This is a genomic window from Rathayibacter sp. AY2B3, assembly GCF_002931755.1.
Classification (GTDB): Bacteria; Actinomycetota; Actinomycetes; order Actinomycetales; family Microbacteriaceae; genus Rathayibacter.
Genome location: NZ_PSUG01000031.1, coordinates 19,819 through 43,786, shown reverse-complemented (window position 1 = coordinate 43,786; position 23,968 = coordinate 19,819). Strand labels below are relative to the sequence as shown.

Genomic DNA, 23,968 nt, shown 5'->3' with positions numbered 1-23,968 from the left:
GACCGCTCCCACCGAAGGACGCCCCGCCGACGAAGGAGTCGACGTGCGCGACGCGATCGCCAGGCTCGCGCCAGAACAGGCCGAGCTCGTCCGCCTCATCCACTGGGACGGCTTCTCCATCACCGAAGCCGGACAACTCCTCGGCTTCCCCGCGTCCACCGCACGCACCCGCTATCAACGAGCACGAGAAGACCTGCGGTCAACCCTGGCGGCATCACCAGCACGCGACGACGACGCCAAGCCTCTTCGAGCGGTCCGCTGAAAGCGTCCCGCTGATCGATCCTCCTACGGGGCGAGGCGGTCGCGGGGTGGAACACTCTGCGGTAGCTTCACGACCGGGGGTGGTCATGGTGGAAGTGCTTAAGGGCGTGAGCCTGCTCGCGTCGGGTGTCGTGATCGCCTTCCTCTGCTCGGTGTCAGGGTTTCAGGCCGGCGTTCGTGCGGACCTGGATCAGACCGGGGGCCAACTCAGCCCGGTCCTGCTCGTGGGCTTTCTGATCGGACTCGTCGTGTCAGCCGTCGGCGCGATCGTGCTCTACCGGTGCTACGAGCGTGCCCGCGGCGTTCGCTAGCTGCTAGCCGTAATCCGCAGCCGGGGCGTCACGCGCTGTGGACACGCGGCCTGTGGCGATGCGGTCGAGAAACGGAGACTTCGCTGACGCCTCACGCGACAGACCGACGGGGGCCGCCGGTGCCGCCCTGCTCTGGGCCGCGACGCACAGCGCGGGCGAGAGCAGCACCCGCCCGCTCACCGGCCACTGAATGACCCCTGTGCGGAACGACGAACGGGCGGGCGCCCCTTAAAATCAGCGCTCGTGCGGTTTCGCCCGAATATCCAGCTCCGTTTCGGCATACTCCTGCCCGCAGCTCTGATCTGCGTGCCGGCAGCGACAGTATGGAAGCCCGGCCTCGCGCTGGACGAGCAGCTGGTCTTCATCGTCATCTTCGCGGTCGTCATATCGCTCGCTGCGCGGTGGGTTGTTTTCAGCGGCGTCAGCCTGCGAGAGAACGACCTCACCGTCCACGGGGTCTGGTGGTCCCGACGCGTCCCTCGCGACCAGACCATCCAAGTGCGCCAAAAAGCCGGCTTGATGGTCCTGCACTGGCGCGACCGTCACGGCCGCATCCGGCACACACCGATGATCGCCTTCACGTCCGCATCCAACGATCCCTCATGGGCCGCAAGTCACAACACTCACGTAGCTCGAGCGGTCAACGACTGGATTGCCGGCGGAGACGGGCGCGGCGCGGGTCGCAGAGTCAAGGACAACTAGAACCTTGCGTGCCGGTGAACCATCCCCATACGGGACGTCGGCCGCGCGGCGGAAGCCAACCATTTAGAACTTGGACGGCGTTCCTGAGACGTTCCGCGCCCGACCGGCCATGTCCATAGTGAAGAGCAAGGTCTGCTCGAGGAGGAAACGATGGACGACGACGGATTCGATGAGTTCCTGGCCCGCTCGGGACGTAGTCCGATAGGTGGGCTCGCGTCTCGCACTGTTATTGAGGACCTGGTGTCCGCCACCGCGGAGAGCGCGACACCACGGCGTCCGTGGTGGCGTCGCCCGCTTCTAATCCTCCCCGTGATCGGTGTCCTCGCCGCGACGACAGCCGGGGCCGTCGTCTTCACCGTGGGATTCGATGCGGACGCGATCGTCCCGATCAACTACACGACCGACTCGGGTCGACAGGTCAGCTGTCACTACGCGGTCGAGGCCGGCATCGGCGGCACGAGCGACCCGGCAGCGGTAAAGGACTTCATCGCTGAGCACGACTGGTCAGGGATCGGCCAGCGCGTCTACGAAGAAGCCCTCGCACATCCCTACATCCCACGGAACAGCGAAGAGGCCGCCGGCCTCACGCAGGCCAACCTCGACAAGTTCTCGTTCGGGGCGGCTCTGACCACGGTGATCTGGGCCGAAGTCCCCGACGAACTGGTGCCCGAGGACATGCTGAGCGGAGCCGAATCCGACTGCGAAGGAGAACTGCGGTGACCCTGGACGACCAGCTGTCATCGAAAGCCTCCTCGACGCGGCGAGGCGACGACGAGCGCGCCAGACGGGTGGAGCTCCTGCTTCTCGCCCAGGCGGAACCGCTACTGCGCTACTTCTCCCGCCGAGCTCCCCTGGATGACGCCCCCGACCTCCTCAGCGAGACCATGCTCACCGTCTGGCGCCGCGCGAAAGACGTACCCGCCGGCAACGAAGGGACGCTCTGGATCTACGGGGTCGCACGCCGAGTCCTCGCTACTCACCACCGCTCGAATCGCCGCCGAACCAGCCTCGTTGACCGCCTCCGAGACCAGATTGTCGTTCACAACCCGGCCCACGACCAGCTGGACGACATCAGCGCGCACCTCCACCACCTCATCGAGAGGTTGCCCGCCGTTGATCGCGACATCATCGGCTTGGTCCACTGGGAAGGCTTCACCCTCGAAGAAGCCGCACGCATCCTCGAGAAAAACCCCTCCACGATCCGGACCCGATACGCGCGACTTCGACAACAGCTGAAGTCGGAACTCCAAGCCGAGGTCTAGCTCCGTCAGATGGCCATCCCCTTACGGGACAGACTCTCGACTGATTCCATCGTCGCGTCGTCAGTTCGGGGTCCTGCCGGACATGTACAGAGTGAAGGCCACTCGAGCGCACAGGAGCAGATCATGACCACCGAACCTCACGACGCAGACAGCGATCGGGCGATGAACGCGCTCCTGGACGAATCGGCGCCGCCGACCCCACTGGCGGAAGCCGTCTCCGACGCTGCCCTTCGAGAGATGGTTCGCGGAGCGGAGTGGAACGCGCGACGCGGCCGGCGACAGGCAACGCCGCGCGCGCTCGTGATCGGAACCGTCGTCGCTCTCGCTCTGGGCGGTACGGGAGCAGCAGCAGCAGCGACGCTCTCCGGCTGGCAGCCGTATGTGGCGAATCCGGATTCCGTTGTCCACTTCACGCTGCCCAGCGGAAGAGAATGCGAGTTGCGCAGCGTCGTCAGGGAAGGCGACCCGGAGGACATCAAGGAGGCGCAGGACGTATTTCGCACCACCGACGTGCTCGCCCTCGCTGACATCGATGGCGAGCTGGCCCGGATCGTCGCTCGGGACGTGACTGTCCGCGGCGACGACGGCGACACCGTGGTGCCCGCGACCGAGTTGTACTCGGAAGACGAGCTGTACCGCCAAGCCGTGGTGGGTGCGATCACCAACGTCGTCTGGGACGAGCTCGAGGATAGAGGGGTGGTCGATCCCGTCACCGGCTCAGACCTCTCCACCGGAAGCCAAGACGACTGCGCACAGTTCACCCAGGCAGACCTCACCCAGTGAGCCGCCGCGACACGCGAGCCGATCGCGTCGTAGCCATCCTCGACGCCACAGCCCGTGACCTTCTGAACTACCTCGAACGCCGAGTCGGCACCGACGACGCTCCCGACGCGCTCTCTGAGACGATGACGATCGCGTGGCGCCGGTCGTCGTCCATGCCCCTGCCGGACGAGGACGCCCGCCTCTGGCTGTTCGGGGTCGCGCGGAACGTCGTCCTGAACACCAGTAGGACGCGCCGGCGCCAAGACCTCCTGGCCGAAAAGCTTCGCGGCACCGTCGAACCCATCGAAGTGACCGGAGAACCCTCCGACGTCACCCTCGACGTCCAAGCAGCGCTGAGCAAGCTTTCTCCGGAGCTGGCAGAACTGGTGCGGCTCGTGCATTGGGACGGCTTCTCTCTCAGCGAGGCGGCTCAGATCGTGTCCGTTCCGCCGTCGACTGCGCGCAGCCGTTACCAGAAGGCGAAGCGCGAGCTCGGTGACCTGCTGTCCCCGCAGCCCTCGGAACGAGCACTTAGGTCTGCAGAGAAACGCTGGGTCTGACGCGCTAGCCCATCGGCTATCGAGACAAGTTCCGGCAGCGGCGGGGGTGTCGGACCACGCGGCCGTTGGCGAGAACCGCACATTGCGAGCCGTATTTCCTGAGTCCGACGACCCACGTCTGAGCGATCCGTCCGACCAGGCTGTGACCATGACTGAATCGCCCATCACTCGATCAACTCTTCTCCACCAGTCGCTTGCAGGCGGCATAGACGTGTCCCACGTCGAGGTGCGCCGAATCTCAATCGCAGCTGGCACGAAGGGCGGTGCTCACGTTCACAACGGCCCTGTCTTCGGAGCCATCGAAAGGGGGTCGGTCACATTCCAGATCGGTGAGGAGGCACAAACCACCCTTCGCGCGGGCGACGTCTTCTACGAGCCTGCCGGGGTCATCGTCTCCAAGTTCGACACCACGAGCGAAGACGTCGTGTTCATCGGCTACTTCCTCCTGGCGGACGGGGCAGCACCCGAGATCGAGTTCACTGCGCAGGATTGACCGCTAACCCGTCCCCGTACGGGCGGCCTCCCGCGACGGATCGCACGCGCACATAACGCTGGTCGAGCGGTCGGAACGTGGAATCCTCGTCCCATGATCGTGAGCGACGGACAGGCCTGCGCCCCACAGAACCTCGACGTGCTCACCGACCGACTCCGACTGTGCCGGCCCGCCGAAACCGACCTCCACGAGCTGTCCCGCCTCTACACCGACCCACGGATCGCGGAAGAAGATCCACTTCTCCTCCATCTCTCCGCCGATCAGACCCGGGCCGTCATCGCATACCGAAGGACCCAGTGGACACAAGACGGACTCAGCAGCTGGGTGATCCGCCGGCGCGAATCCCCCACCGACAACCATGATCTGATCGGAATGGGCGGATGCACCCTCCTCTCCGACGCGGCCTGGAACGTGGCGTTCACCCTCCACCCCGACCACTGGGGAAAGGGCTACGCGCAGGAAGTCGCCCTCACCGGCATCGAACTCGCCCACTTACTCCGACCGGAACTGCCCGTCACCGCGGTCGTCGCAGAACGCAACGCACGCTCCCGCCGCACCATCGAGCGACTCGGCCTTCAGCGGAGGTGGGAAGGTCCGAATGCGCACAGCCCGGACCCGACCGCTCGAATCGTCCTCTACGCCGACCGCCAGCTCTCCATCGAACAGGTCCGCCGACTCACCAGCTGAATCCGGCCGCAGCACGACCTCATCAGCCGGCCAGGGATCCCTCACGGGACCGTCAATGGTGATGAGGCGATGAGTGAGCACGTTCGTGCCTGCGTCAAGACAGTGGATCTGTCGCGGTGGAGCATCCCCTTACGGGACGAACCAGCTTGCCCCGCGGGAGCCGACATGAGCGGTGAACCGTCAGGGCGTGCTCTGCGCCCCACGTAGCGTCAGGAACCACGCCGTGTCGCGATCGGCGTCAGTTGTAGCCGCGCCGACGAGATTGATGGGGTCTGTGCCGAGGGAGGCCGGGTCGATGTCGAGCGGGCCGTCGCCGCAGTCCACGGTTCGGACAGTGGTCTTGCCTGTCGTGACCGTGCCGGTCTTGGAGTCGGAGTCGAGTTGCAGCTCGACCGTGCCATCCCCGAAGCATTCGAAGGTAATGGCGCCGGGCAGCACCGGTTGGTCGAAGGCAGATACCAGCCGATCCCCCTCCTGCCCCGCGCTCGAATCGGACGACAGCACAGCGAGGAAAGGACCTCCCGCGTCGACGTCAGCCTGACGATCCGAGCGCCACTGGGCGAGCTGCGCGCGATCAACGGGCTCCGGCGCGCAGGCGGTCATGGTGCCCACGACAGCCAGCAGGAGTGTGAGTGCAACAGAACGACGACTCATCTGCCCACCCTAGGTCCGGCCGGATTAGATCGAGCGAGTCTCGTCGTTCGGTCTGGCAGAGAGTGTCGCACCGACCAGCTGAACTTAAGATCCCCTGACGGGACGGCTTAGGCCTCCGCGCTCGAAGGAACTTGCGCGAGGGTGCAGCGATTCGTAGCACTGCGGACACTTCTAGGTATGAGCGTCACTGATGAGCAGGACTGGGCTCGCGTCGTAGCGGGTGAGGGTGAGGCGTTCGGTCGCATCTTCGACCGGCACCGCGACCGTGTCCGCCGGCACGCGCTCGGGCTCGCTCCGACTCCTGGGGAGGCGGAGGACTTGGTGTCGTTGACGTTCCTCGAGGCGTGGCGCAAGCGCGAGCGGATCCGGTTCGTGGAGCACTCGATCCTGCCGTGGCTGCTGCGCACCGCCACCTACACCTGCTTGAACCTCGCCCGCTCGGAACGCCGCCACCGTGCGGCACTAAGCAGGCTGCCTCCGCCGCCGGCGAGTTACGACCCGGCGGAGCTCGCGGAGGACGCGCCGGTGTTCGAGGCGATGCGGCGGCTGTCGGCGCGGGATCAGGAGGTCATCACGCTCTGCGTGCTCGAGGACCTCTCCGCGGACGCGGCGGCGGCCGTGCTCGGGGTCCGGGCGTCGTCGGCTCGATCGAGCCTCACTCGCGCGAGAGCGCGCCTACGAGAAGAGATGGCGAAACCGCGATCGGGCGGTTTCCGACAGGAAGGTGTCTCCAATGCCTAGTGAACTCATCGAACGGGACCGTGCGCAGCGGAGCATGCTCGTCTCTCTCGCGGACTCCGCCCGCCCGGCGCCGCGGCGCCTGGCGGCGTGGAAGGCAATCGCGGTGTTCGCGATCTCTGGTGCGCTGACGGGCGCGGCGGTCTCCGCGACCGCCGCCGTCGTGACGTCCGGGCAGGTCGACGCCTCCTACCCGGCGGCGACGATCGAGCGCCTGGCCGACATGGTGCCCCCGACGACAGTGCTCGTCGGGGACCCGTTCGTCGTGGAGGCTGGGAGCGGGCCGGCGACTCTCGATGTCGGCCCCGCGCCGGAGGGCGAGTCCGAGCTGTTCGTCTCTCTCGGATGCGTGGACCCGGGGACGTTCACGACGTCGATCGATGACAGCGAGTTGAGGACCACCTACTACTGCGGCGGGGGACCCAACGTCGGGTCCGGCGGCGGCACTCCTTTGATCGGCTCGGGACCCCACACGGTCAGCGTGGAGGGCACGGGCGGATACATGCTCTGGGCGTCCTGGTCGGCGCCGGCGGCGCCGGTGTCAGTGTCCGCGGAGCAGTCCGCCGCTACCGGCGACGGCGACGTGACAGAGGCCGAGTACCGAGACGCCTTCGGCCGGTTCCAGCAGTGCATGGCGGACGCCGGCTACCCGCTGAACGTCCCGGACGTGACAGCGCCCGTCATCAGCTACTCCTACGGCGACGGCGCCTACGACGCGGGCGTGGATGTCCAGTGCTACGACGCCGAGTTCAAGCAGATCGACATGGCCTGGCAGCTCACGAACAAGTGAGCGAGGTGGCGGGCTCGGCGTTGTCGAGCCCCCACCTCGCCGCAATAGACCGCCGCAGAGAGACCCCGGAGCGGCGTTTGTCCGCCCCGCGGGCTCTACTGTGGCGACGCGGCCGAGAAGTGGGGACTTCGTTCAGGCCGCGCGACAGACCGGCGCGGGGGCGTCGGTGTCGCACTGCTCTCGGCCGCGGCTCAGTCGCGGCCGAGAGCAGCTCCCCGATATGAGGAACGGCGAGCCGGTGAACGATGCCCTTGCCGTCGGCGCACAGGGAGACGGCCGTAATGTTTGGGTCTTGGCGGCCTAGGCAACGTTCACCGTTGTGCCGGTGCTCAGCTCGCTTCGGCGCCGAGCTCCCATTCCGTCTTATAGGCGTCTGCCTCGGTGCGCAGGTATGCGCGGCGCTCCGCGGTCGTCGCGGCGCTCAGGTCGATCCTTCTCAGCTCGCCTGTGCGGGCGAGCAGGAGGGCGGGGGCGGTTCCGTTGTCCAGCTGCTGAGTGGCGAGGGCGATCGATGTCTCCATGAGGGAGATCTCCGACGGCGTCAGTGCCTGATCGGGGAAGTAGATGTGCGTGGCCAACCGCTCCCCGTCACTGAGTTCGAGGATGAGGTGGAGGCGCAGGCTCACCATCTGAGTGCCGTCGACGTCGATGACGACGACGTTGCGCTGCTGTCGTCGGGCGGACCGCACGGCTGTCGTCCCGAGAAGGGCAAGCATGCCTCGCGCGGCGGCTTCGTAGCTGGCGCGCTTGTTCGAGGGGGCGGCTTCTACGACGTCGTGGAGGGCTGAGCCGCGGCAGCCGTCGTTGATGTACTCGATAGTCCCGCTGAGGAACCGCTCGTAGAAGAAGGCGAAGAAGTTTCCGTCGCGAGACGCGAACACCTGCTCGCGGTCCTGAGCAACGTGGGTCCGTCTGCCCTTGGCGCGAGCGCGGACGAAATCGCGCAGGTGCACGAGGGAGGGAGTGTGCTCGGGTGTGGCCGATTCGGGGTTCGCCGGTGCGTTCATCGTGGGCTCTTCCTGCATCGCACGGTCTCCCAGGGTGCTGCTGAGGAGGTAGTCCTCAGCAGCACCCTGGGTTAAGCTCGACACGATTCCTTGCCGGGAAAATCCGTATCGACCCCTGTGGCCGCTGACCCAAATCTGTCAGCAGGTGCCGACAGGGGTCTTTGCGTATGCGGTCCTAATTATCCCACGCCAGTACGACATCCGCGGCGCTCAGAGGCGATTTGAGCGCGAAAAAGCGGCGGTCGACCGAAAATGCGTCCCTAGACGTAGGAATCGCGCGGACGGCGCCCTGAAACCGCCCTGGGACCCTTTCTGCGGCAACTCGTCGGTCTTGCACCACACGTCGGCCAGCGGTAACCGGATTCGGCTACTTCGGTCCCTTCGGTGGTGCGCCAGCGGAGACGGGCTTCGCGCCAGATTGTCCGCAGGCTTCTCCGGCCGACGAGGATTCGAGGTGTGAGCACCAGCATCGACGGCCAGCACTACCTCCTTCTTCGGAGGGCCTTCTGGGCCGAGACGTCGGACGTCATCGGGGTCTACGGCAACGCAGAGCGGGCCTGGGAAGCAGCATGGGATATGGCGGGCGTACCGCCCGCACCGGATCGGTGGGTGCTCGAGACGTGGAGCGGCAGCGAATTGCGTAGCAGCGTCCAGCTCGACTGACGCTCGGGCAGTGCGCGGGTCTCGTGGACACGTCCAGGGTGCGGTGGGAGGGTGAGCGCATGTCGAAGCCTCGGACCAAGCTCGCGCGTGCTGCCCTGATCAGCAACGGCATGGTGTGGTTCGGGCTGTCGTTCATGCTCTTCGCGATCGCGGGTGAGCAGACCTACGCGGCGTTCACCGGTGAGTGGTTCAACGTGCTCGGGTGGGTACTGATCGTCACCGTGGCCGCCGGCCTGGCGGTGGTCGGGGTGATCGAGAACCGGAACATCCGGGCGGGGAAAAAGTACAAGTCGCGGCCTCGCCGCTGATCGCTACTGGGCCGCGGCCTCGGCGGACACGACGGCGCGGGCGCGCTCGATGTAGCTGAGGCCGGCGGCGCGCAGCGCGTCGACCGTCATCTTGCGCTCCTCCCTGGGGGCTCCGATGACGGGCAGTGGCGTGGTGAGCAGGGCGACGTCGCGCAGGTCGTGCGCGAGGTCTTCGTCGTAGATCCCGGTGTCGCGGTCAGCGAAGGTGACGACCTTGATGCCGGTCGTGAGACCTCGGGTGGTGAGGGTGTCGCGGACGACGGTGAGGTAGGCGTCCTGGTACGCGGCGACGTCGCGGTCCCAGACCTCGGTGATGGCGCGGGAGAGCCGTTCCGTCGCGCGGTAGAGGTCGTATCGGGAGTCGCCTGCGTCCTTGGCACGGTTGAGGACCGCGTGGTGGATCTCTCCGAGCTGCTCGTACTGCTCGGTGCTCAGGGAGCCGGCGGTGGACATCTCGGCGGCGAACGCTGCGATCCGGGCTGTCTCTTCGGCGGTGGTGTGTTCCTGCGTCATCGCCGCCGTGTCGACGTCGGTGCTGGCGAAGAGGTCGATCTGGTCTTGGTCGGCAAGAGCGAGGAGCCCGAAGTCCTCCAGGTCGGATTCTGCTGAGACGACGACACTGACGGGAGTGGTGCGCCATTTGAGGGTCCGGTGGCCGCGAGCGTCTTCCTGGGCGAAGTGCTGCTCGAGCATCGCGGGGAAGCAGCCGCAGTCCTCCTGCTTGTCGTGGTGGTGGCCGATGCAGCGGTCGTCGGCGCAGCCGCATTCGTCGCCGGCCCACTCCGCGATGGAGGGCGAGCCGTACTCGCGCGCCCATTCGTCAGGGTCGATTTCCTGGGCGCGGAGGGTGCTGATCACGTCGGGGTAGAGCTTCATCGTGGGTGTCCTGTCTGATGAGGCGCGACGACCGGCAGTCGCGACGGGTGCGAGCGCGTCCATCGTCGCATCCGGTCACGACTCTGGCCGTGCTGCCGTTGCGCGGGTCCGGGGGGGTCGAGGGGGCTCTCCCCCTCGTGCGGGCCGGCCCGTTTCGGGTCGGCCCGCACACGCGCTCAGAGCGCGAGCGTGTGGAGAATCAGGGTCGTGGAGCCGATGGGCTTTGGGAAGTCGGTGTAGTCGAGGGTGGCGCGGCGGTTGCTGATGAGGTCGAGGGCGATCAGCTCCTCCTCGGACTCGTCGGTCATGTCGCCGGGCTCCTCGTCCCATTCGCGGAGGACCTGGCGGTTAGCGTCGAGGACTTTCCACAGTCCCCAGACGTGGGCGATGGGACCAGTCGTCTCGTACGTGAAGACGAGGGCGGTCGCGGTGGGCCAGCCGTAGGCGGCAGCGGCGATGATCAGCGCTCGCGCTGCGGCGGCGGTCGCGTCGGCGTCGCCGGTCGCGGCCGCGGAGTCGACGGCGGCCTCGGCCGCGCGGAGCGTCGGGTCGTCCTGGTACGGGTCGAAGCGGTGGGCGGGGCGGGGTGCGGTGGTCGTGGTGGTCATGGTCGGGCCTTCCTGTGCAGCAGTGGGAGAAGAGGAGGGGCAGGGACCGGCGCGAGCCGGTCCCCGCCGGGTGGGCTAGCTGAGCCCTGCGGCGTCGGCGGGGGTGCTGTCGCCGGTGACGACCTGCTCGACCGGGGAGAGCGCGTAACCCCAGGCCGCGAGCTGGCGGAAGTGCTCGGCCGTGCGCTCGTCGCCGCGGCGCCAGGACTCCTTGCTCGTGTGCGCCTCCTGACCTCCGAGCACGACGGCCAGCGCGACCAGGCGGGCCTTCGCGGGGTTCGCCTCGACCAGCGCAGCGAGGGCGTCCGCGCGGTAGCCGGAGGGGCGCTCGATGCGCAGCAGCGCGTGCGCGAGGTCGCTGCCGCCCGTCATCCCCGACGACACCGCGAACCGGTGTGTGGTGAGGCCGAGAGCGATGACACGATCCGCGTCCTTCGGGAGGGTCTTACGGGCGAGGAACGTAGCGATCCACTCGCGGCGCACCTTCTCGGCCGCGTTCCACGCCTTGTTGTTGGCGATAAGCACCTTCCGCTCCGCGGACTTCTCGGCCCGCTCCTCCTCGGCCTCCTCCTCGGTCTGCGGCTGCTCGGGGGCTCCGTAGGCGTAGGTGAATCCGGCGGCGGTCGGGTCCTGGACGAAGAGGGTGACCTCGACCTCGCCGCGCCAGCTGGTGTCGATGAGCACTCCGCGCCCGGGAGCGGCGGCGACCTGCTCGGGGGTGACGCTCTTCCCGTCGTCGCCGCGCAGCTGCCGCACCGGCGTCCACGTCGCTGCGTCGCCGTAGGCGTCGGAGCGGGTGAGGATCTGGAAGCCGTTGCCGGTGTACTCGGCGGCGGTCGCTACGAGGAGCGCCTGGTGCGCGGCCTCGTCGCGGAGGGTCTGCGCGGTGTGCTCGAACTGGGCAGGGTCGTGAGTGGCGACCTCGATCAGAGTCGCGCGGGCGTCGGCGTCGTCCTCGAACTCCAACAGCACCGCCGCCTGGTCCAGGGTCAGCTCGTGCTCGTGCAGAACGGACGTGACGGTCGCGGACTCCGCGACCGCAAGCCCCTTCTTCACCGCGTCGGTCTTCGTGCCGGTGCGCTTGGCGATCGCTGCGGCGGACACGCCCTCGAACGCGAGCTGCGCCCACGCGGCGGTGCGGTCCGCGACGCTCAGCTCGGCGCGCTGGTCGTTCTCGATGATCTGCTGAACGATCCGGTCGGCGGTCGTCTCGTCGCCCTCCACGACGTAGACGGGGATGGTGGGCACTCCGGCCTCGCGGGCGGCGAGGGTGCGGCGCTGTCCGGCGCGGACGATGACGTTCCCGTGCTCGTCGCGGCGGGCGAGGACCGGGGTGATGACGCCGTTCTCGCGGATCGACGCGATGAAGTCCTTCGTCAGCGGGGCGCTGGTGCGGACGTTCGCCTCGATCACGAGGGCGGTCGGGTCGATGTGCTGAACGGTCCCGGTTCCGGTGGTGATAGTCACGATGGTTTCTCCTCAATCGGTGTGCGACCATGAAGGTGACGAGTCCCGTGGTTCTAAGCCAACTACGGGGCTTTTGTCGTCTTCCTGATCGTTTTTCTTTGCCTCTCCGGCGAGTGAAAACCAATTGAGTGGAGTCGGCGGAGTGACGGCTCTCTCGGGCGAAATAAGGGAGCGTGCGACCGCGTCCGAGGGAGACGGCACGCAGCCGGCGGAGCGAGATAGGTTGAAACCGCGGAGAGGTGAAGAAAACCTAGAAACGCGCCGCGCAGCGGCTCCCGCCGGCGGTGCTCCGTCACCGCTGCGCGAGGGCAGCTCGCGCCCCCGACCGGGGAGACGGGTGTGGCCTTCGCCGTCTACGCGACCGCGGTTCCGTCCAGCGCGAGACTGCGGCCTGTGGCACTGTGTGCAGATGATGATGTGGCGTGAGACGGCATCAGCCGAAGCGCAAGAGGATCTCGACGGCCTTCTCGATCTGACGATGACTCGCGCCGTTGAGGCTCTCGGAAAGCGCGGCGAGCTCGGCCCGTTCTCCGCCTCGATCGACACCGACGGGCGCAGCGTTCTGAGCATGGTGGAGCCGGAGCCGGGTCGCGGGAACAACTCGTCCCAGGCGGACCTCGACGAGCTCCGGCGTGCCAGCAGAGAGAACCGGCAGTCGTTACGGGCGGTCGCGTACGTCAGCGTGGTCACGATCAGCGGGAGCGGTGACGCCATCCGAGTCGAGTCGGAACATCGGGAGGGCATCGCGCTGGTGGTCCTGGTTCCCTACACCCGGCTTCGTCTTCGCAAGCAACTGAAACTCGGCGAGATGCGCCTGCAGGCCGGCGTAGCCGACATCTGGGCGCCGGAGGTCTGACTTCCTCGCGACCGATGACCACGCATGACCGCGTGTCCCAGGAGGAACGCGATGCCGAGCGTGAGCCAGGCGAGCAAAGGACCTGCCGCGTAGCGGCTCCCGCCGGCGGTGTTCCGTCACCGCTGCGCGTGCGGAGCTCGCGTCCCGCCTCCGGCGGAACACGGGGAGCGCGAGGGGGTCGCCCCTCGTGGCCGGCCCGAAGGCCGGCCCCTCCCCCGCACTACTCGGCGGGCGTCAGGAACGCGATCAACGCGGCGGCCTCGGCGGTGCCGTCGTCGTAGACAGGCATCCCGCCGGGTCCGCACTCCCCCGGCAGTCCGAGCGTGTTGCGGGTGTGCGTGAGAATCTCCGCGTCGGTCGCGGTGGCGTTCTCCGGGTCCTCGTCGCGGCTGGTCGCGAGGATGAGGGCGAGCTGCTCGGCCGTGGCGCGGCCGGTGTCGGTGCGGGTCATGGTGTGGTCCTCTCAGCGGTTCAGGAACGGGGCGACGCGGCGGATCGCTGCGCGGCGGGCGTGGGCGACGCAGCGGCGGAACGAGCCGCTGGTGATGCCGTGCAGCTGGTCGGAGTGCCACGCCTCCCAGACGCCGGACTTGCGGCGGGTGACGTGCACCGAGGGCGTCGTCTGGGGGTCGGTGCCCACGACGCGGACGTCGACCGCGCGGGTGCCTCCGAGCGTGAGGTAGGTCTTCGTGGTGGTCTGCAAGTCGGTGGTGGTCTGCATGGTGTGGGTGCTCCCTCTGGCTGATCGTTTTTCTTTGCCTCTCCGGCGGGGAAAACCGTTTGAGTGGAGGCGGCGCAGTGACACCGAGAGCGGGCGAAATAAGCCCGCAGGGCGCGTCCGGGATCGGTGGCACGGAGCCGGTGGAGCGAAATAGGTTGAAACCGCGGAGAGGTGAAGAAAACAGGTGGAACGGGCCGCCTCGCGGCCTCCGACCCGCGGCGCTCCGTCGCCGCTGCGCGAGTGCAGCTCGCGCCCCGGAACGGGATCACGCCCTGAAGAACGACAATTGCCGATTAGGGTCGAATCTGTCGTTTATATACGCCCCTGCATTGGGGTCAAGGCCTGGGTCATCGATACGTGCCTCTGTTACGAAGTATGCGGACACATACTTTTCGACGACCGGAGCCCGCATGCTCGCCACCGCACGACCTCAGACGCGAGCCACCGCTCCTGCCGTACTGCTCGATCACGGGACCCTGCCCGCGTTGCCGATGGACTCGGATCGGGTGCTCGTCATCCGCGCCGCGTCGGGCGATGACCGCGCGTTCGCGGCGATCGTGAACCGCTACTCGCGTCTGCTGCGAGCGATCGCGTCGCGAACCCTCGGAAGCTCCGCCGACGTCGATGACGTGGTGCAGGAGACGTTCCTCGCCGCATGGACGCACATCGACAACGTGATCGACGGGGACACGATCGCCGGCTGGCTGGCGACCACGACCCGCCGGCGCAGCATCGACCGCCTCCGCGCGCCCGCATCCGCGCGCCGGTCGGAGCTGAACGAGGAACTGCCGGCGCTCGAAAAGGACGACCCCGAAGCCGCCGGCCGATGCGCCGTTCTCGCGGCGGACGCTCGGCGGGTGCTCGAGAAGCTGCCGGTGCTGCAGCGTCGCTGCTGGGAGCTGCGGCAGCTGCACGAGCTCAGCTACGACGAGATCGCTCTCGACCTCGACCTAACCCCAGCTGCTGTGCGCGGGCTCCTCGCTCGTGCTCGACTGCTGATGGCAAGCGAACTCGCCCACTGGCGCTGACCAGCGCGAGGAACGAACACAGCCGCTCCCCCGAGCGACCGCTTCAGGGGGGGAGTGTGAGGGGATCGCCCCTCACGGGCCGGTGACGCCAACCCACTTGCTCGAGCGAGTCGTATCGGCGCAGTGCGCGGCGATCGCGGAAGTGCGCGCGTCGATTCCGGAGGATCACGTCATCCTCTACGTGCTCCGGATCGCGGACGGCTCGAGTAGAGCACCGGGCGGCTCCAAGCCACTAGCGTTGCCATCCAGTCCTGAAGGTGATGGTTCCGTGATGGCAACAGCGTTGAAGCTCGTCGGGAAGTCAGTAGCGTTCGTCGCCCGCGTCGTGGGTGCGGCGGTGTCCGCCGGACTGGCCTCACTCGGTGTGGGCAGTTATCAGCAGCCAAATCCGGGGCCGCCGCCCTCGACCACGGACAATCGCGAATATCGCCCGTAGAAGAAGATCATCGCGGTGACGTCGGCCTCGGCGATCGCGGAAGTGCGCGCAGCGATTCCGGAGGATCACGTCATCCTCTCCGCGCTCCGGATCGCGGACGTCTCGGAGTAGGGGCTCAGGCCGTCCCGGCGAGGAGTGCGACGGCCGCTGCGGAGAAGAGAACAACGGCAGCCAGGAGAGCGCCGCGGGCCCGAGCGCGCTTGTCGACCGCGACCTCGGACACTTGCGCGGAGTGGATCTCGGAGTCGCGATAAAGCGGCACGATACCGGCGACGACGAGCGCGGCACCTGTCACGGCCAGCAGCAGAGCGATCCCGTCCCACATGCCGACCAACTTACTCAGCCGCGGGGGCGGCGCTGCGGCGGGGTTCGCGCTGGGTGGTTGTGGTGACGACGGCGGTCGCGCGGGTGAGGTTGGGGCCGATGGCGTCGGCTTCGAGGACGCGGCCGGTGCGGCGGTTCTCTCCTTCGCCCCAGGCGACGGTGCGCTCGTAGCCGACGACGATCACGCCGTCTCCCTTGTGGAGTGAGGCGAGCACGTGCTCGCCCAGTTCGAACTTCGCTTCGACGTAGTGCGTGGTCGGGGCGTCGTGCGGGGTCCACTCCCCCGCGCGGTATTCGCCGGTGTTCTCGATGACGCGCAGCTTCACGATCTGCACGCGGCCCGCCTGCACGGCTTCGGGGTCGGCGGCGAGGTTGCCGGTGATGGTCCTGGTGCTCATCTGTCGTCTCCTGCTCGTGCGGTTGGTGGGTCCCGTCGACGTCGACGGGTTCTCGTTCGCGGCCGCGGCCGCCGGGGTGTCGGTGGCGGGTGTCTCGATGCCCCAGGACGCCAGAGCGTCGCGGCGGGTGACTTCCACGGGCGGCTCGGACAGCGCTCTGCGCTGTTCGAGCTCGGCGCGTGTGACGGTGAGGTCCTGGACGCGGCGCTCGTCGCCGTAGGCGAGGCGGTAGAGCCGGTCGGCCTCGTTCTCCATCCAGTCGACTTCGCCTTGCCGGTCGGCCTGTCCGGCGAGGTACCCGGCCCGGTAGTCGTCGCCGGTGATGTTCGGGCCGGTCATGCGGCGTGCTTCTCGATGAGGTCGGGGCGGAAGCCCGACCAGTGGTCCTGGTCGCTCGCGACGACCACGGGGGCGGCGGAGTAGCCCAGCTCCTCCGTGACGTACGCGAGCGCTGCGGGGTTGGTGGTGATGTCGACGGTGGTGTACTCGATGCCCTTCTTCTCGAGCACCCGGTAGGTCATGGTGCACTGCACGCACGACGGCTTCGAGTAGACGGTGAGCATCAGTCGTCCCACCGGTCGCCGCGGTGCGGGTCGTGCTCGTCGTTGACCGGGGACCAGGCGTGCAGCTCGGCCCACTTCTCGGCGGCGTCGGGGTGTCCGGCCTGGGTGAGGAGGTCGATGATGCCCGTCGCGCGCCAGCACGGCAGCGTCGGGGCGATCGCTTCCGTGACGGCCGGGTCGGAGAGCGTGGCCGCGAAGGCCGCGACGGCCGCCTGGTAGGTCGCCGCCGGGTCGGGCGTGGTCTGCTGCTGCTCGCTCATCGGTGGGTTCCTTCCGGGGTGTGGGCGTCGCCCTCGTCGTCGTCGCTCGCGTGCTCCGCGATCCACAGGTCCGCGGCCTCATCTCGTCCGAATGCTCGCAGGAGTCCGGCCAGCGCGTCGACCTCGGCGCAGCTGAGTCGCACGGCCAGCTCGTCGGCGGTGTCCCCGTGGGAGAACACGGACGCGAACTCGGCCACCGCGCCCCAGAGGGTCGGCTCCTCGGCCGCGAGACTGGTGGTGATGGTGTCGGACATGGCGTTTGCTCCTCGGTGGTGTTGCGGGTCAGGATTCGGTGCGGGTGAGGGTGTCCACGAACATGACGCCCTCGGGGCCGGGGATCGTGGCGGTGTGTGCCAGCGCCCACCCGTTGCGTGCCAGACCTGAGAGGTCGACGTCGCGCTCGGCGATCCGGCGCAACTGGCTCTGCATCCCGTCCTCGTTCGCGGCCGGGACGAAGGTGCTGACGGTGGTGATCTGCTGCATGTTCTTCCTCTTCCTCATCGTTTTTTTGCCGTGATTCTCAATCAGATTTGTCAAGCCAGCGGGGATGGTTTGGCTCGCCTGTTCTTCCTTCTCTCCCAGCGTTTTTTTGCCTGGAAGGCACGTAGTGCCGAGCAGGGTCGGAGGCGGGAGCGCAACCCGGAGGGCGGAGGAGGAGAGGTTGTCGGCGCGATGTGAGGGAGCGCAGCGACCGCGTGCCGAGAACCTCGGAGGAGCCGGCCGCGCAGCGGCTTGCGCGGACACTGGAGGCCCGTACGCTGCCGAAGGCTTCCAGGCAAAAATGCGCACAGCGCTCAACACCGCCGCCGGCCAGAGGCCGGTGTTCGCTCGGGTCTGTGAACCGCGACGCTCGTCGCGGCGGCTCTCAGTGGTCTTCGGTGAGGTGGCGGTAGATGGTGCCGCGAGACACGCCGAAGGTGTCGGCGATCTGCTGGACCGTGTAGGTCTTCTCGTCGTACATCGCACGCGCCTGTTTCGCCTTCGTCGGCGTCATCTTGAAGCGCCCGCCGCCCTTACGTCCGCGAGCTCGAGCGGCGGCAAGGCCGTCGTGGGTTCGCTCCACGATGAGGTCGTGCTCGAACTCCGCGATCGCGGCGAGCATGTGGAAGAACAGCCGGCCGCCCGGAGTGGTGGTGTCGATGCCCTGAGACAGCGCCTTCAGTCCGACGCCGCGCTGCTGGAGGCCGTCGGCTACCTCTTTCAAGTTCCGCACGGACCGGCCGAGGCGATCGAGCTTCGTCACGACGAGGGAGTCACCCTCGCGGAGGTAGTCGAGAGCGTCCTCGAGCGCGGGACGCTTCGCGAGTACTCCGGAGGCGTGCTCGACGAACACCTTCTCGCAGCCGGCTGCCGTGAGCGCATCGGTCTGAGCGTCGGGGTTCTGGTCTCTGGTCGAGACGCGCGCGTATCCGATCGAAGCCATAGGCCTGACTGTACTGCGAACGTAGGTTGCGGGTCATAGCTCTCGGACACGGGCCGTGGAACACGGCGCGCCGATTGGACCGCCGCGCTGCTCGACCGTCTCGTAAACGATCGTTCGCGAACACCTCGGCAGTGGTCGCTCAAATCGATTTCTGTCGATAACATCGGTGCATGCCGATTGATCACGTGCGGGGCACCTCTGCCGCCGTCTCCCTCTTTCACTCTTTGGCCGACCCGAAGCGTCTCCAGATCGTGCGGCGACTTCAGCATGGTGAGGCTCGGGTCAGTGATCTAGTGGCGGAGCTGGGCGTGGCGCAGTCGACGGCTTCTGAGCACATGAGCTGCCTGCGCGAGTGCGGCCTGGTCGTGGGGCGTGCAGAGGGACGGCAGGTGTTCTACTCGTTGGCCCGTCCGGAGCTGATCGATCTTCTCGAGTCCGCTGAGGCACTTTTGGAGGCGACGGGGTTCCAAGCGGATCTGTGCGGCACGTTCGGGGCGGAAGCACGGAGCGCACGTGACGTGGACGCTGCCGCATCGGAGGTCCGTCGGGGCGTGGAAGTGGCGCCGTGATCGGCACTATCGCGGCGGCAATCGGACTGTTCGCTGCGACGAACATCGATGACATCGTGGTTCTGACGGTGCTGTTCCTCGCGTCCGCCCGTGGCTCGCTGCCGGGCTGGAAGGTTGTGGCGGGGCAGTACCTCGGCTTCGCGACTCTCGTCGCGATCAGCGTCGTTGCCGCCGCCGGGTTGACGATCATCCCGGATGAGTGGGTGGGGCTTTTGGGCCTGATCCCGCTGGCGATCGGTCTGTACGGGCTCATCCGCACCCTGCGCAGCAGGGGCGATGATGACGACGACGATGACGAGAGTTCGATCAGTGCGGTCGGGCTGCTGGGCGTTGCGGGGATCACGATCGCGAACGGCGCGGACAACATCTCCCTCTACACGCCCGTATTCCGCACGAGCCCGATCGCGGACACGGTGGTCACGATCATCGTGTTCTTCCTCCTCGTCGCGGTGTGGTGCCTGATCGCTCGCGTCGTCGGCACGAACAAGACGGTGACCGAGCTGTTGGAGAGGGTCGAGCACTGGCTCGTGCCTGCCGTATTCATCGGCCTGGGTCTGTTCATCCTGATCGAGTCGGGTGTTCTGCCTCGACTCCTCGAGCTGTTCTGATGCCCGCCACGCGCAGGCTCGTCCTCCGAGTGGCTTTCATCGCTGCGCTGATTGCGGCCGCGTTCGGTCTTGATCAGCTCACGAAGAGCTGGGCCCTGACAGCGCTGGAAGACGGACGCACGATCGAGCTCGCTCTCGGAGCGCGGTTCGAGTTGATCTTCAACCCCGGCGTCGCCTTCGGGATGGGCTCCGAGCTGGGACCTGCACTGGCGGTCGGACTGATCGTCATTCTTGTGACCCTCACGGTGTGGGTGTTCGTGCGGACCATCCGCGGGGCTCCGCTGGGTGGACCGGCACTTCTCGCTCTCGCCGCCGGCGGTGGCGCAGGGAACATCTGGGACCGCATCAGCCGAGCCGCGGACACGCCGCTGGGCGGAGAGGTCGTCGACTTCATCGCGGTCGACTGGTTCGCGATCTTCAACGTCGCCGACATCTTCACCACCTGCGGCATCGCCGGCTGGGCCCTCCTGCAGGTCTTCGGCAGAGCGGACGCGCCCCAACCACAGACGAGCGAAACCTGATCGAGGCGCAGCCCTGAGCCTCACCGTTCGCCGGATCACGGCGCCGTCCCCTTGTTTCTGCCGACCACCGGCCTGACAGAAAGCACCACCCGTGAAAACCAGCACCAAGGTCAACCTGATCGCCATCGCCGCGGCTGTCTTCGTCGTCGCGGTCATCGCCGCGATCGCGATCTTCCGGCCCTTCTCCGCCTCCCGCGAAGAGGTCGCCGCCGCGACGCCCGTCCTCGAGCAGAACACCCACATGCTCGATCAGGCGGAGGACGGGAAGGTGACGCTGGTCGAGTTCCTCGACTTCGAGTGCGAGGTCTGCGCGGCCGTCTACCCGACCATCGAGCAGCTGCGTGAGGAGTACGCAGGCCGGGTCACCTTCGCGACCCGCTACTTCCCGATTCCCTCGCATCGCAACTCCGAGAATGCCGCTCTCGCCGTCGAGGCAGCAGCGCGGCAGGACCGGTTCGAGGAGATGTACGACCGGATGTTCCAGACGCAGGCGAGCTGGGGCGAGAGCCAAGACTCCAAGGCCGACGTGTTCCGCGGCTTCGCGGAGGAGATCGGCCTCGACCTGGAGCAGTACGACGCGGATGTGGCCGACCCGTCGACGCTCGAGCGGGTGCGCTTTGATTTCGAGGCGGGCAAGGACCTGGGGGTGCAGGGCACGCCGACGATCTTCGTCAACGACGAGGCGATCCAGCTCGAACGCCTCGAAGACATCCAGGCCGCTCTCGACGCCGCTCTCGCCTCGTGAGCGCCCTCAGCCGCCGCGCCCTGCTGGCCCTTCCCCCGCTCGCGATGATCGGCATCGGGACCAGCGGATGCGCGCGGGACGACCTCGCGGAGCAGTACCGCGGCGGGTCGAACAAGAACTACGTCGCCGGTGACGGCACCGTCATCGAATGGCCTGTCGGCAGTCGCGGCGAGCCGGTCGACTTCGCCGGAACGAGCGAAACGGGCGACGCGATCAGCTCCGAGGATTACCGCGGGCAGGTGCTCGTCGTGAACTTCTGGTACGCCGCCTGCGCCCCCTGCCGCGCCGAAGCACCCGACCTGCAAGCGCTGCACGAGCAGTACGACGGGAACGGAGCGGCGTTTCTCGGTGTCAACGTTCGCGACCAAGCCGACACCGCCACCTCGTTCGCGAACACCTACGGCATCACCTACCCCTCGATCATCGATACCGACGCCGCCGTGGCCCTCGCGTTCTCTGGGAAGTTCGCCGCGAACGCCGTCCCTACCACCCTCGTGCTCGACGTCGACGGCCGACCCGCCGCGCGGATCCTCGGCCGGGTCACCGCCCGCTCCATCCTCGACACCCTCATCGCGGACACCATCGCGGAGGCGGCCTCGTGAACTGGGGAGAGGCTGTGTTCAGCGGCCAACTCCTGCTCGCCGCGCCCATCGCGGTCCTCGCCGGCCTCGTCTCGTTCGCGTCCCCGTGCGTGCTCCCCCTCGTCCCCGGCTACCTCGCCTACATCGGCGGAAACCCCGACCTCGCCACAGGCAGCCGGCGCCGCCTCGTCGCCGGAGTGGGCCTGTTCATCGCCGGTTTCGCCGTCGTCTTCATCGCCTACGGCGCCGCGTTCGGCGCCCTCGGGACATGGCTGCTCGAATGGCAGGACACCGTCACCCGCATCCTCGGAGTGCTCGTGATCCTCATGGGCGTCGTGTTCATCGGGCAGGTCCGGTTCCTGCAACGCACCATCCGCCCCCGCTGGAAACCCGCGACCGGACTCGCCGGAGCACCCCTGCTCGGTGTGGTGTTCGGGCTCGGCTGGACACCCTGCTTCGGGCCCACCCTCGCCGCGATCTCCGCGCTGAGCCTGGACGGCGCCTCCGCCGGCCGCGGCGCGTTCCTCGGCCTGCTGTACTGCCTGGGCCTGGGACTGCCGTTCCTGCTGATCGCCCTCGGATTCTCCTGGGCCGCCACCGCGACCAGCTTCCTCAAACGCCACATCCGCACCATCAACCTCCTCGGCGGAGGGCTACTCATCCTCATCGGCACCGCCATGGTCAGCGGCCTGTGGACCCAGTTGATCTACCGCCTCCAGAACCTGATCAACGGATTCGTCCTCCCCATCTGACCCGTCACCCCCGCCCCGAGAGGACCACCGAATGAGCGCACTCACCCCCGCCGAGACCGAACAGCTGACCCGACGCGGGCTGCGCCTGGCGCAGTTCACCGTCGCCTACAACGTCATCGAGGGCATCGTCGCGATCGCGGCCGGTATCGCCGCGGGACTCGTGTCCGTGATCGGGTTCGGCATCGACTCCGGCATCGAGTCGATCGCCGCCGTGCTGGTAGGGCTGCGCCTGGCGGCGCGGCTGCGGCATGGTGAGGCGGACGAAGCGAAGGAGCGGCGCACGTTGAAGTTCGTCGCCGTGACGTTCTTCCTCCTCGCCGCCTACGTGAGCATCGAGGGCATCCGCAGCCTGATCGCGGGTGACGCTCCCGAGTCCTCCCCGGTCAGCATCGTGCTCCTGATCCTCTCGATCATCGTCATGCCGGTCCTTGCGGCGGTGAAAACGCGTGTCGGGAAGAGGCTCGGAGACCCCCTGATCCTCGCGGACGCAGCGGAGACTCGGATCTGCGTGCTGTTGAGCGTCTCCACCCTCGTCGGGCTCGTCCTCTACGCCCTCACTGGAGCCGCGTGGCTTGACCCGGTTGCAGGGTTCGTCATCGCTCTCTTCGCCATTCACGAGGGACGCGAGGCCTGGGAAGGCGAGCTCGTAGAAGACGACGATGACGATGACTAGAGCGGGCGCCGACAGGCGAGCCACGAGCGGGCTGACGATCGATGTTCCGGGGCAGACACCCTCAACCTCAGAAGTGCTCTCCTCGGGTGCGACGCGCACGGCGGGAGGATGATCGGAGAATGATGATCGAGGTTCTTCACATCGACGACTGCCCGAACTGGAAGGACGTCGGCCCTCGCCTGGACCAGGCGCTGAAGTCCACCGGCCACTCCGACATCCCCGTCACCTACCGGCTTCTGGCGACACCGGAGGACGCCGCCGGCGTCGCTTTCGCGGGTTCCCCGACGATCACCCTCGACGGGGAAGACCTGTTCCCGTCGGGCGGGCGGACCACGGATCTTGCCTGTCGGATCTACTTCACGCCGAGCGGGCTGGCGGGTCTTCCGACGACGGAGCAGCTCGTGGAAGCGATCGCTGCCCGTGAACCCTGATTCCTCCGTCACCTGTTCCTGCTGCGGACGGGCCCGCCGTCGACGTCAGGTTCACGCACTCAACGATGGCGCCGCGTACGTGTGCCGGCGGTGCGGGCTCTGGATAGCGCTGCGCCCGGGCAGCGATCACCCCCGCGCCTCCTCATTGTCTCGGCGCTGACACGCCGGAACTCAACGCCGGTCAGGTCGTTCGGGTTGCTCTCAGCCCGAGCCGGGTGCGGCCGCGAGGCTTGAGGACGGACAGGGCGGTGATAACCACGAGAACGACGGCGCCGCCGGCGGTCGCGACGACCAGTTGCGTGCGGGTTCCCTCGAGCGTGGAGGGGATGAGCCCGTGGCGGGCGGCGAGGGACATCGTCTCGATGAGGCGCGTGTGCAGCAGGAGGACTGCGGTTGCGAAGACACTCAGCCACAGCTTGATCGCCACCCAGTAGTGGCGCACCAGTCCCCAGTGCGTTCCGAGGCCTTGCAGGATTCCGGTGGCGAGGGAGGCGAGGGCGAACGGGATGATGACGAACGTCCCCAGCGGGTCCAACGCCAAGTAGGCGCTTCGGACCGTGAAGGGGTCGCTGCTGGTCGCTCCGACGAGCGCGATCGCGAGGAACGCGCCCACCGCGCCGAACCAGCCCACGGACACCAGGACGTGGACGGTGAGGGCGACTCGGCGAGCTCGCGGGCCGAGCATCATCAGTGATTCATCATCTGCGCCCCGCCGCCGGTGAGCAGGTGCACGACGATGAAGCCGATCGCGAGGACGACGACGACGACCATGAACACCTTCACCCAGCGGGGGCGCTCCGGGACGGGCGACGGCGTGCCAGACGGGTTGGAGTCACTCATGCGCTCAGCCTAGGCACCCGCCCAACCCATCCCGTATCGATGTGGTGCGTTGCCCCTGCCCCGACATCTTCGGTCAAGTCGGGAATCTTC

Annotated in this window: 39 protein-coding genes; 23 read left to right on the top strand and 16 right to left on the bottom strand. The window is 67.6% G+C overall.

Annotated features, from left to right (window positions below):
• The 9 genes from C5C24_RS11525 to C5C24_RS11490 all read left to right on the top strand — a co-directional run.
• Nucleotides 1–262: RNA polymerase sigma factor (locus tag C5C24_RS11525; RefSeq protein WP_258065195.1), on the top strand; the 262-nt coding region annotated here is incomplete at its 5' end.
• Between the two features lie 106 nt (nucleotides 263–368).
• On the top strand, nucleotides 369–572 hold the full coding sequence (locus tag C5C24_RS11520; RefSeq protein WP_146076647.1) for a hypothetical protein: 204 nt from the start codon (nucleotides 369–371) through the stop codon (nucleotides 570–572).
• A gap of 243 nt (nucleotides 573–815) precedes the next feature.
• Nucleotides 816–1,274, top strand: coding sequence for a hypothetical protein (locus tag C5C24_RS11515; RefSeq protein WP_104261702.1), 459 nt, complete (start codon nucleotides 816–818; stop codon nucleotides 1,272–1,274).
• 309 nt (nucleotides 1,275–1,583) lie between these two features.
• Nucleotides 1,584–1,994: a hypothetical protein gene (locus C5C24_RS17975; protein ID WP_181065502.1), complete on the top strand. Its 411-nt coding sequence runs from the start codon at nucleotides 1,584–1,586 to the stop codon at nucleotides 1,992–1,994.
• Nucleotides 1,991–2,536 (top strand): RNA polymerase sigma factor, encoded by a 546-nt coding sequence (locus C5C24_RS11510; protein ID WP_181065503.1) that lies wholly within the window; start codon nucleotides 1,991–1,993, stop codon nucleotides 2,534–2,536. Before C5C24_RS17975 ends, C5C24_RS11510 begins: the two co-directional genes overlap by 4 nt.
• A 123-nt stretch (nucleotides 2,537–2,659) precedes the next feature.
• Nucleotides 2,660–3,319 carry a hypothetical protein gene (locus tag C5C24_RS11505; protein ID WP_104305004.1) on the top strand — a complete coding sequence of 220 codons (660 nt, stop codon included), beginning with the start codon at nucleotides 2,660–2,662 and terminating at the stop codon, nucleotides 3,317–3,319.
• The gene (locus C5C24_RS11500; protein ID WP_104305003.1) at nucleotides 3,316–3,858 is read left to right on the top strand and encodes an RNA polymerase sigma factor; all 543 of its coding nucleotides are present in this window, start codon (nucleotides 3,316–3,318) and stop codon (nucleotides 3,856–3,858) included. The genes C5C24_RS11505 and C5C24_RS11500 overlap by 4 nt, the downstream gene beginning before the upstream one ends.
• A gap of 148 nt (nucleotides 3,859–4,006) precedes the next feature.
• On the top strand, nucleotides 4,007–4,351 hold the full coding sequence (locus C5C24_RS11495) for a cupin domain-containing protein (RefSeq protein ID WP_146082600.1): 345 nt from the start codon (nucleotides 4,007–4,009) through the stop codon (nucleotides 4,349–4,351).
• A gap of 93 nt (nucleotides 4,352–4,444) precedes the next feature.
• Entirely contained in the window at nucleotides 4,445–5,038 is a 594-nt protein-coding gene (locus C5C24_RS11490) for a GNAT family N-acetyltransferase (RefSeq protein ID WP_104305001.1), read from the top strand.
• A 180-nt stretch (nucleotides 5,039–5,218) separates the two neighbouring features.
• On the opposite strand, the gene C5C24_RS11485 is transcribed toward C5C24_RS11490, so the two are convergent.
• Nucleotides 5,219–5,650 (bottom strand): hypothetical protein, encoded by a 432-nt coding sequence (locus C5C24_RS11485; protein WP_146082599.1) that lies wholly within the window; start codon nucleotides 5,648–5,650, stop codon nucleotides 5,219–5,221.
• Nucleotides 5,651–5,869: 219 nt separating this feature from the next.
• Here C5C24_RS11485 and C5C24_RS11480 point away from each other — a divergent pair, with 219 nt between their 5' ends.
• Both C5C24_RS11480 and C5C24_RS11475 read left to right on the top strand, forming a co-directional pair.
• Nucleotides 5,870–6,433, top strand: coding sequence for an RNA polymerase sigma factor (locus tag C5C24_RS11480; protein WP_104304999.1), 564 nt, complete (start codon nucleotides 5,870–5,872; stop codon nucleotides 6,431–6,433).
• Nucleotides 6,426–7,220 carry a hypothetical protein gene (locus C5C24_RS11475; protein ID WP_104304998.1) on the top strand — a complete coding sequence of 265 codons (795 nt, stop codon included), beginning with the start codon at nucleotides 6,426–6,428 and terminating at the stop codon, nucleotides 7,218–7,220. Before C5C24_RS11480 ends, C5C24_RS11475 begins: the two co-directional genes overlap by 8 nt.
• A gap of 329 nt (nucleotides 7,221–7,549) precedes the next feature.
• On the opposite strand, the gene C5C24_RS11470 is transcribed toward C5C24_RS11475, so the two are convergent.
• On the bottom strand, nucleotides 7,550–8,311 hold the full coding sequence (locus tag C5C24_RS11470; protein ID WP_104304997.1) for a hypothetical protein: 762 nt from the start codon (nucleotides 8,309–8,311) through the stop codon (nucleotides 7,550–7,552).
• Between the two features lie 372 nt (nucleotides 8,312–8,683).
• On the opposite strand from C5C24_RS11470, the gene C5C24_RS11465 reads away from it, so the two are divergent.
• Nucleotides 8,684–8,890: a hypothetical protein gene (locus tag C5C24_RS11465; protein WP_104304996.1), complete on the top strand. Its 207-nt coding sequence runs from the start codon at nucleotides 8,684–8,686 to the stop codon at nucleotides 8,888–8,890.
• Nucleotides 8,891–8,949: 59 nt separating this feature from the next.
• A complete protein-coding gene (locus C5C24_RS11460) occupies nucleotides 8,950–9,198 on the top strand; it encodes a hypothetical protein (protein WP_104304995.1) in 249 nt (82 codons plus the stop codon).
• Nucleotides 9,199–9,201: 3 nt separating this feature from the next.
• Here C5C24_RS11460 and C5C24_RS11455 read toward each other — a convergent pair whose 3' ends face one another.
• The 3 genes from C5C24_RS11455 to C5C24_RS11445 form a co-directional block, all read right to left on the bottom strand.
• The gene (locus tag C5C24_RS11455; RefSeq protein ID WP_104304994.1) at nucleotides 9,202–10,074 is read right to left on the bottom strand and encodes a hypothetical protein; all 873 of its coding nucleotides are present in this window, start codon (nucleotides 10,072–10,074) and stop codon (nucleotides 9,202–9,204) included.
• 176 nt (nucleotides 10,075–10,250) lie between these two features.
• Nucleotides 10,251–10,682, bottom strand: coding sequence for a hypothetical protein (locus C5C24_RS11450; RefSeq protein WP_104304993.1), 432 nt, complete (start codon nucleotides 10,680–10,682; stop codon nucleotides 10,251–10,253).
• Between the two features lie 75 nt (nucleotides 10,683–10,757).
• Nucleotides 10,758–12,149, bottom strand: coding sequence for a ParB/RepB/Spo0J family partition protein (locus tag C5C24_RS11445; RefSeq protein ID WP_104304992.1), 1,392 nt, complete (start codon nucleotides 12,147–12,149; stop codon nucleotides 10,758–10,760).
• A 409-nt stretch (nucleotides 12,150–12,558) separates the two neighbouring features.
• On the opposite strand from C5C24_RS11445, the gene C5C24_RS11440 reads away from it, so the two are divergent.
• Nucleotides 12,559–13,005, top strand: coding sequence for a hypothetical protein (locus tag C5C24_RS11440; RefSeq protein ID WP_146082597.1), 447 nt, complete (start codon nucleotides 12,559–12,561; stop codon nucleotides 13,003–13,005).
• Between the two features lie 220 nt (nucleotides 13,006–13,225).
• Here C5C24_RS11440 and C5C24_RS11435 read toward each other — a convergent pair whose 3' ends face one another.
• Together C5C24_RS11435 and C5C24_RS11430 are read right to left on the bottom strand one after the other, a co-directional pair.
• On the bottom strand, nucleotides 13,226–13,456 hold the full coding sequence (locus C5C24_RS11435; protein ID WP_104304990.1) for a hypothetical protein: 231 nt from the start codon (nucleotides 13,454–13,456) through the stop codon (nucleotides 13,226–13,228).
• A gap of 12 nt (nucleotides 13,457–13,468) precedes the next feature.
• Entirely contained in the window at nucleotides 13,469–13,726 is a 258-nt protein-coding gene (locus C5C24_RS11430; protein WP_104304989.1) for a hypothetical protein, read from the bottom strand.
• A 491-nt stretch (nucleotides 13,727–14,217) separates the two neighbouring features.
• Between C5C24_RS11430 and C5C24_RS11425 the strand changes: the two genes are divergently transcribed.
• On the top strand, nucleotides 14,218–14,754 hold the full coding sequence (locus C5C24_RS11425; protein WP_181068412.1) for an RNA polymerase sigma factor: 537 nt from the start codon (nucleotides 14,218–14,220) through the stop codon (nucleotides 14,752–14,754).
• Between the two features lie 551 nt (nucleotides 14,755–15,305).
• Here C5C24_RS11425 and C5C24_RS11420 read toward each other — a convergent pair.
• The 7 genes from C5C24_RS11420 to C5C24_RS11390 form a co-directional block, all read right to left on the bottom strand.
• Nucleotides 15,306–15,515 carry a hypothetical protein gene (locus C5C24_RS11420; protein WP_146078828.1) on the bottom strand — a complete coding sequence of 70 codons (210 nt, stop codon included), beginning with the start codon at nucleotides 15,513–15,515 and terminating at the stop codon, nucleotides 15,306–15,308.
• A 10-nt stretch (nucleotides 15,516–15,525) separates the two neighbouring features.
• Nucleotides 15,526–16,251, bottom strand: a complete 726-nt coding sequence (locus C5C24_RS11415) for a single-stranded DNA-binding protein (protein WP_104304987.1) — start codon at nucleotides 16,249–16,251, stop codon at nucleotides 15,526–15,528.
• Complete coding sequence (nrdH, locus tag C5C24_RS11410; protein WP_056045893.1) at nucleotides 16,248–16,478, bottom strand: glutaredoxin-like protein NrdH; 231 nt, start codon at nucleotides 16,476–16,478, stop codon at nucleotides 16,248–16,250. Before nrdH ends, C5C24_RS11415 begins: the two co-directional genes overlap by 4 nt.
• On the bottom strand, nucleotides 16,475–16,735 hold the full coding sequence (locus C5C24_RS11405) for a hypothetical protein (RefSeq protein WP_104304986.1): 261 nt from the start codon (nucleotides 16,733–16,735) through the stop codon (nucleotides 16,475–16,477). Before C5C24_RS11405 ends, nrdH begins: the two co-directional genes overlap by 4 nt.
• Entirely contained in the window at nucleotides 16,732–16,989 is a 258-nt protein-coding gene (locus tag C5C24_RS11400; RefSeq protein ID WP_219812869.1) for a hypothetical protein, read from the bottom strand. The genes C5C24_RS11405 and C5C24_RS11400 overlap by 4 nt, the downstream gene beginning before the upstream one ends.
• Before the next feature lie 28 nt (nucleotides 16,990–17,017).
• A complete protein-coding gene (locus tag C5C24_RS11395; protein WP_104273023.1) occupies nucleotides 17,018–17,218 on the bottom strand; it encodes a hypothetical protein in 201 nt (66 codons plus the stop codon).
• A gap of 382 nt (nucleotides 17,219–17,600) precedes the next feature.
• Nucleotides 17,601–18,158: a recombinase family protein gene (locus tag C5C24_RS11390; protein ID WP_104256092.1), complete on the bottom strand. Its 558-nt coding sequence runs from the start codon at nucleotides 18,156–18,158 to the stop codon at nucleotides 17,601–17,603.
• Nucleotides 18,159–18,328: 170 nt separating this feature from the next.
• Between C5C24_RS11390 and C5C24_RS11385 the strand changes: the two genes are divergently transcribed.
• The 8 genes from C5C24_RS11385 (at nucleotide 18,329) to C5C24_RS11350 (ending at nucleotide 23,038) form a co-directional block, all read left to right on the top strand.
• A complete protein-coding gene (locus C5C24_RS11385) occupies nucleotides 18,329–18,727 on the top strand; it encodes a helix-turn-helix transcriptional regulator (protein WP_055794452.1) in 399 nt (132 codons plus the stop codon).
• Nucleotides 18,724–19,335 (top strand): cadmium resistance transporter, encoded by a 612-nt coding sequence (locus C5C24_RS11380; RefSeq protein WP_055794455.1) that lies wholly within the window; start codon nucleotides 18,724–18,726, stop codon nucleotides 19,333–19,335. Before C5C24_RS11385 ends, C5C24_RS11380 begins: the two co-directional genes overlap by 4 nt.
• Before the next feature lie 29 nt (nucleotides 19,336–19,364).
• Nucleotides 19,365–19,856 (top strand): signal peptidase II, encoded by a 492-nt coding sequence (locus tag C5C24_RS11375; RefSeq protein WP_162238049.1) that lies wholly within the window; start codon nucleotides 19,365–19,367, stop codon nucleotides 19,854–19,856.
• 91 nt (nucleotides 19,857–19,947) lie between these two features.
• Nucleotides 19,948–20,601, top strand: coding sequence for a thioredoxin domain-containing protein (locus C5C24_RS11370; protein ID WP_082481720.1), 654 nt, complete (start codon nucleotides 19,948–19,950; stop codon nucleotides 20,599–20,601).
• Nucleotides 20,598–21,203, top strand: coding sequence for a TlpA disulfide reductase family protein (locus C5C24_RS11365; protein WP_104233615.1), 606 nt, complete (start codon nucleotides 20,598–20,600; stop codon nucleotides 21,201–21,203). Before C5C24_RS11370 ends, C5C24_RS11365 begins: the two co-directional genes overlap by 4 nt.
• 14 nt (nucleotides 21,204–21,217) lie before the next feature.
• Nucleotides 21,218–21,934, top strand: coding sequence for a cytochrome c biogenesis CcdA family protein (locus tag C5C24_RS11360; RefSeq protein ID WP_374952936.1), 717 nt, complete (start codon nucleotides 21,218–21,220; stop codon nucleotides 21,932–21,934).
• Nucleotides 21,935–21,965: 31 nt separating this feature from the next.
• The gene (locus C5C24_RS11355; protein WP_055794460.1) at nucleotides 21,966–22,607 is read left to right on the top strand and encodes a cation diffusion facilitator family transporter; all 642 of its coding nucleotides are present in this window, start codon (nucleotides 21,966–21,968) and stop codon (nucleotides 22,605–22,607) included.
• A 119-nt stretch (nucleotides 22,608–22,726) separates the two neighbouring features.
• Nucleotides 22,727–23,038 (top strand): hypothetical protein, encoded by a 312-nt coding sequence (locus C5C24_RS11350; protein ID WP_055794463.1) that lies wholly within the window; start codon nucleotides 22,727–22,729, stop codon nucleotides 23,036–23,038.
• Nucleotides 23,039–23,219: 181 nt separating this feature from the next.
• On the opposite strand, the gene C5C24_RS11345 is transcribed toward C5C24_RS11350, so the two are convergent.
• Together C5C24_RS11345 and C5C24_RS17970 are read right to left on the bottom strand one after the other, a co-directional pair.
• Nucleotides 23,220–23,726, bottom strand: coding sequence for a DUF2269 domain-containing protein (locus C5C24_RS11345; RefSeq protein ID WP_219812359.1), 507 nt, complete (start codon nucleotides 23,724–23,726; stop codon nucleotides 23,220–23,222).
• Nucleotides 23,726–23,878, bottom strand: coding sequence for a hypothetical protein (locus tag C5C24_RS17970; protein WP_157603228.1), 153 nt, complete (start codon nucleotides 23,876–23,878; stop codon nucleotides 23,726–23,728). Before C5C24_RS17970 ends, C5C24_RS11345 begins: the two co-directional genes overlap by 1 nt.
• Nucleotides 23,879–23,968 lie beyond the last annotated feature (90 nt).

What these genes read in the sequence shown, in the direction of transcription:
- C5C24_RS11505 (WP_104305004.1), top strand. Translation starts at nt 2,660, where the DNA reads ATGACCACCGAACCTCACGACGCAGACAGCGATCGGGCGATGAACGCG.
- C5C24_RS11495 (WP_146082600.1), top strand. Translation starts at nt 4,007, where the DNA reads ATGACTGAATCGCCCATCACTCGATCAACTCTTCTCCACCAGTCGCTT.
- C5C24_RS11490 (WP_104305001.1), top strand. Translation starts at nt 4,445, where the DNA reads ATGATCGTGAGCGACGGACAGGCCTGCGCCCCACAGAACCTCGACGTG.
- C5C24_RS11480 (WP_104304999.1), top strand. Translation starts at nt 5,870, where the DNA reads ATGAGCGTCACTGATGAGCAGGACTGGGCTCGCGTCGTAGCGGGTGAG.
- C5C24_RS11475 (WP_104304998.1), top strand. Translation starts at nt 6,426, where the DNA reads ATGCCTAGTGAACTCATCGAACGGGACCGTGCGCAGCGGAGCATGCTC.
- C5C24_RS11460 (WP_104304995.1), top strand. Translation starts at nt 8,950, where the DNA reads ATGTCGAAGCCTCGGACCAAGCTCGCGCGTGCTGCCCTGATCAGCAAC.
- C5C24_RS11455 (WP_104304994.1), bottom strand. Translation starts at nt 10,074, where the DNA reads ATGAAGCTCTACCCCGACGTGATCAGCACCCTCCGCGCCCAGGAAATC.
- C5C24_RS11450 (WP_104304993.1), bottom strand. Translation starts at nt 10,682, where the DNA reads ATGACCACCACGACCACCGCACCCCGCCCCGCCCACCGCTTCGACCCG.
- C5C24_RS11440 (WP_146082597.1), top strand. Translation starts at nt 12,559, where the DNA reads ATGATGATGTGGCGTGAGACGGCATCAGCCGAAGCGCAAGAGGATCTC.
- C5C24_RS11435 (WP_104304990.1), bottom strand. Translation starts at nt 13,456, where the DNA reads ATGACCCGCACCGACACCGGCCGCGCCACGGCCGAGCAGCTCGCCCTC.
- C5C24_RS11430 (WP_104304989.1), bottom strand. Translation starts at nt 13,726, where the DNA reads ATGCAGACCACCACCGACTTGCAGACCACCACGAAGACCTACCTCACG.
- C5C24_RS11425 (WP_181068412.1), top strand. Translation starts at nt 14,218, where the DNA reads ATGGACTCGGATCGGGTGCTCGTCATCCGCGCCGCGTCGGGCGATGAC.
- C5C24_RS11420 (WP_146078828.1), bottom strand. Translation starts at nt 15,515, where the DNA reads ATGTGGGACGGGATCGCTCTGCTGCTGGCCGTGACAGGTGCCGCGCTC.
- C5C24_RS11415 (WP_104304987.1), bottom strand. Translation starts at nt 16,251, where the DNA reads ATGACCGGCCCGAACATCACCGGCGACGACTACCGGGCCGGGTACCTC.
- C5C24_RS11405 (WP_104304986.1), bottom strand. Translation starts at nt 16,735, where the DNA reads ATGAGCGAGCAGCAGCAGACCACGCCCGACCCGGCGGCGACCTACCAG.
- C5C24_RS11400 (WP_219812869.1), bottom strand. Translation starts at nt 16,989, where the DNA reads ATGTCCGACACCATCACCACCAGTCTCGCGGCCGAGGAGCCGACCCTC.
- C5C24_RS11395 (WP_104273023.1), bottom strand. Translation starts at nt 17,218, where the DNA reads ATGCAGCAGATCACCACCGTCAGCACCTTCGTCCCGGCCGCGAACGAG.
- C5C24_RS11390 (WP_104256092.1), bottom strand. Translation starts at nt 18,158, where the DNA reads ATGGCTTCGATCGGATACGCGCGCGTCTCGACCAGAGACCAGAACCCC.
- C5C24_RS11385 (WP_055794452.1), top strand. Translation starts at nt 18,329, where the DNA reads ATGCCGATTGATCACGTGCGGGGCACCTCTGCCGCCGTCTCCCTCTTT.
- C5C24_RS11355 (WP_055794460.1), top strand. Translation starts at nt 21,966, where the DNA reads ATGAGCGCACTCACCCCCGCCGAGACCGAACAGCTGACCCGACGCGGG.
- C5C24_RS11350 (WP_055794463.1), top strand. Translation starts at nt 22,727, where the DNA reads ATGATGATCGAGGTTCTTCACATCGACGACTGCCCGAACTGGAAGGAC.
- C5C24_RS11345 (WP_219812359.1), bottom strand. Translation starts at nt 23,726, where the DNA reads ATGATGCTCGGCCCGCGAGCTCGCCGAGTCGCCCTCACCGTCCACGTC.
- C5C24_RS17970 (WP_157603228.1), bottom strand. Translation starts at nt 23,878, where the DNA reads ATGAGTGACTCCAACCCGTCTGGCACGCCGTCGCCCGTCCCGGAGCGC.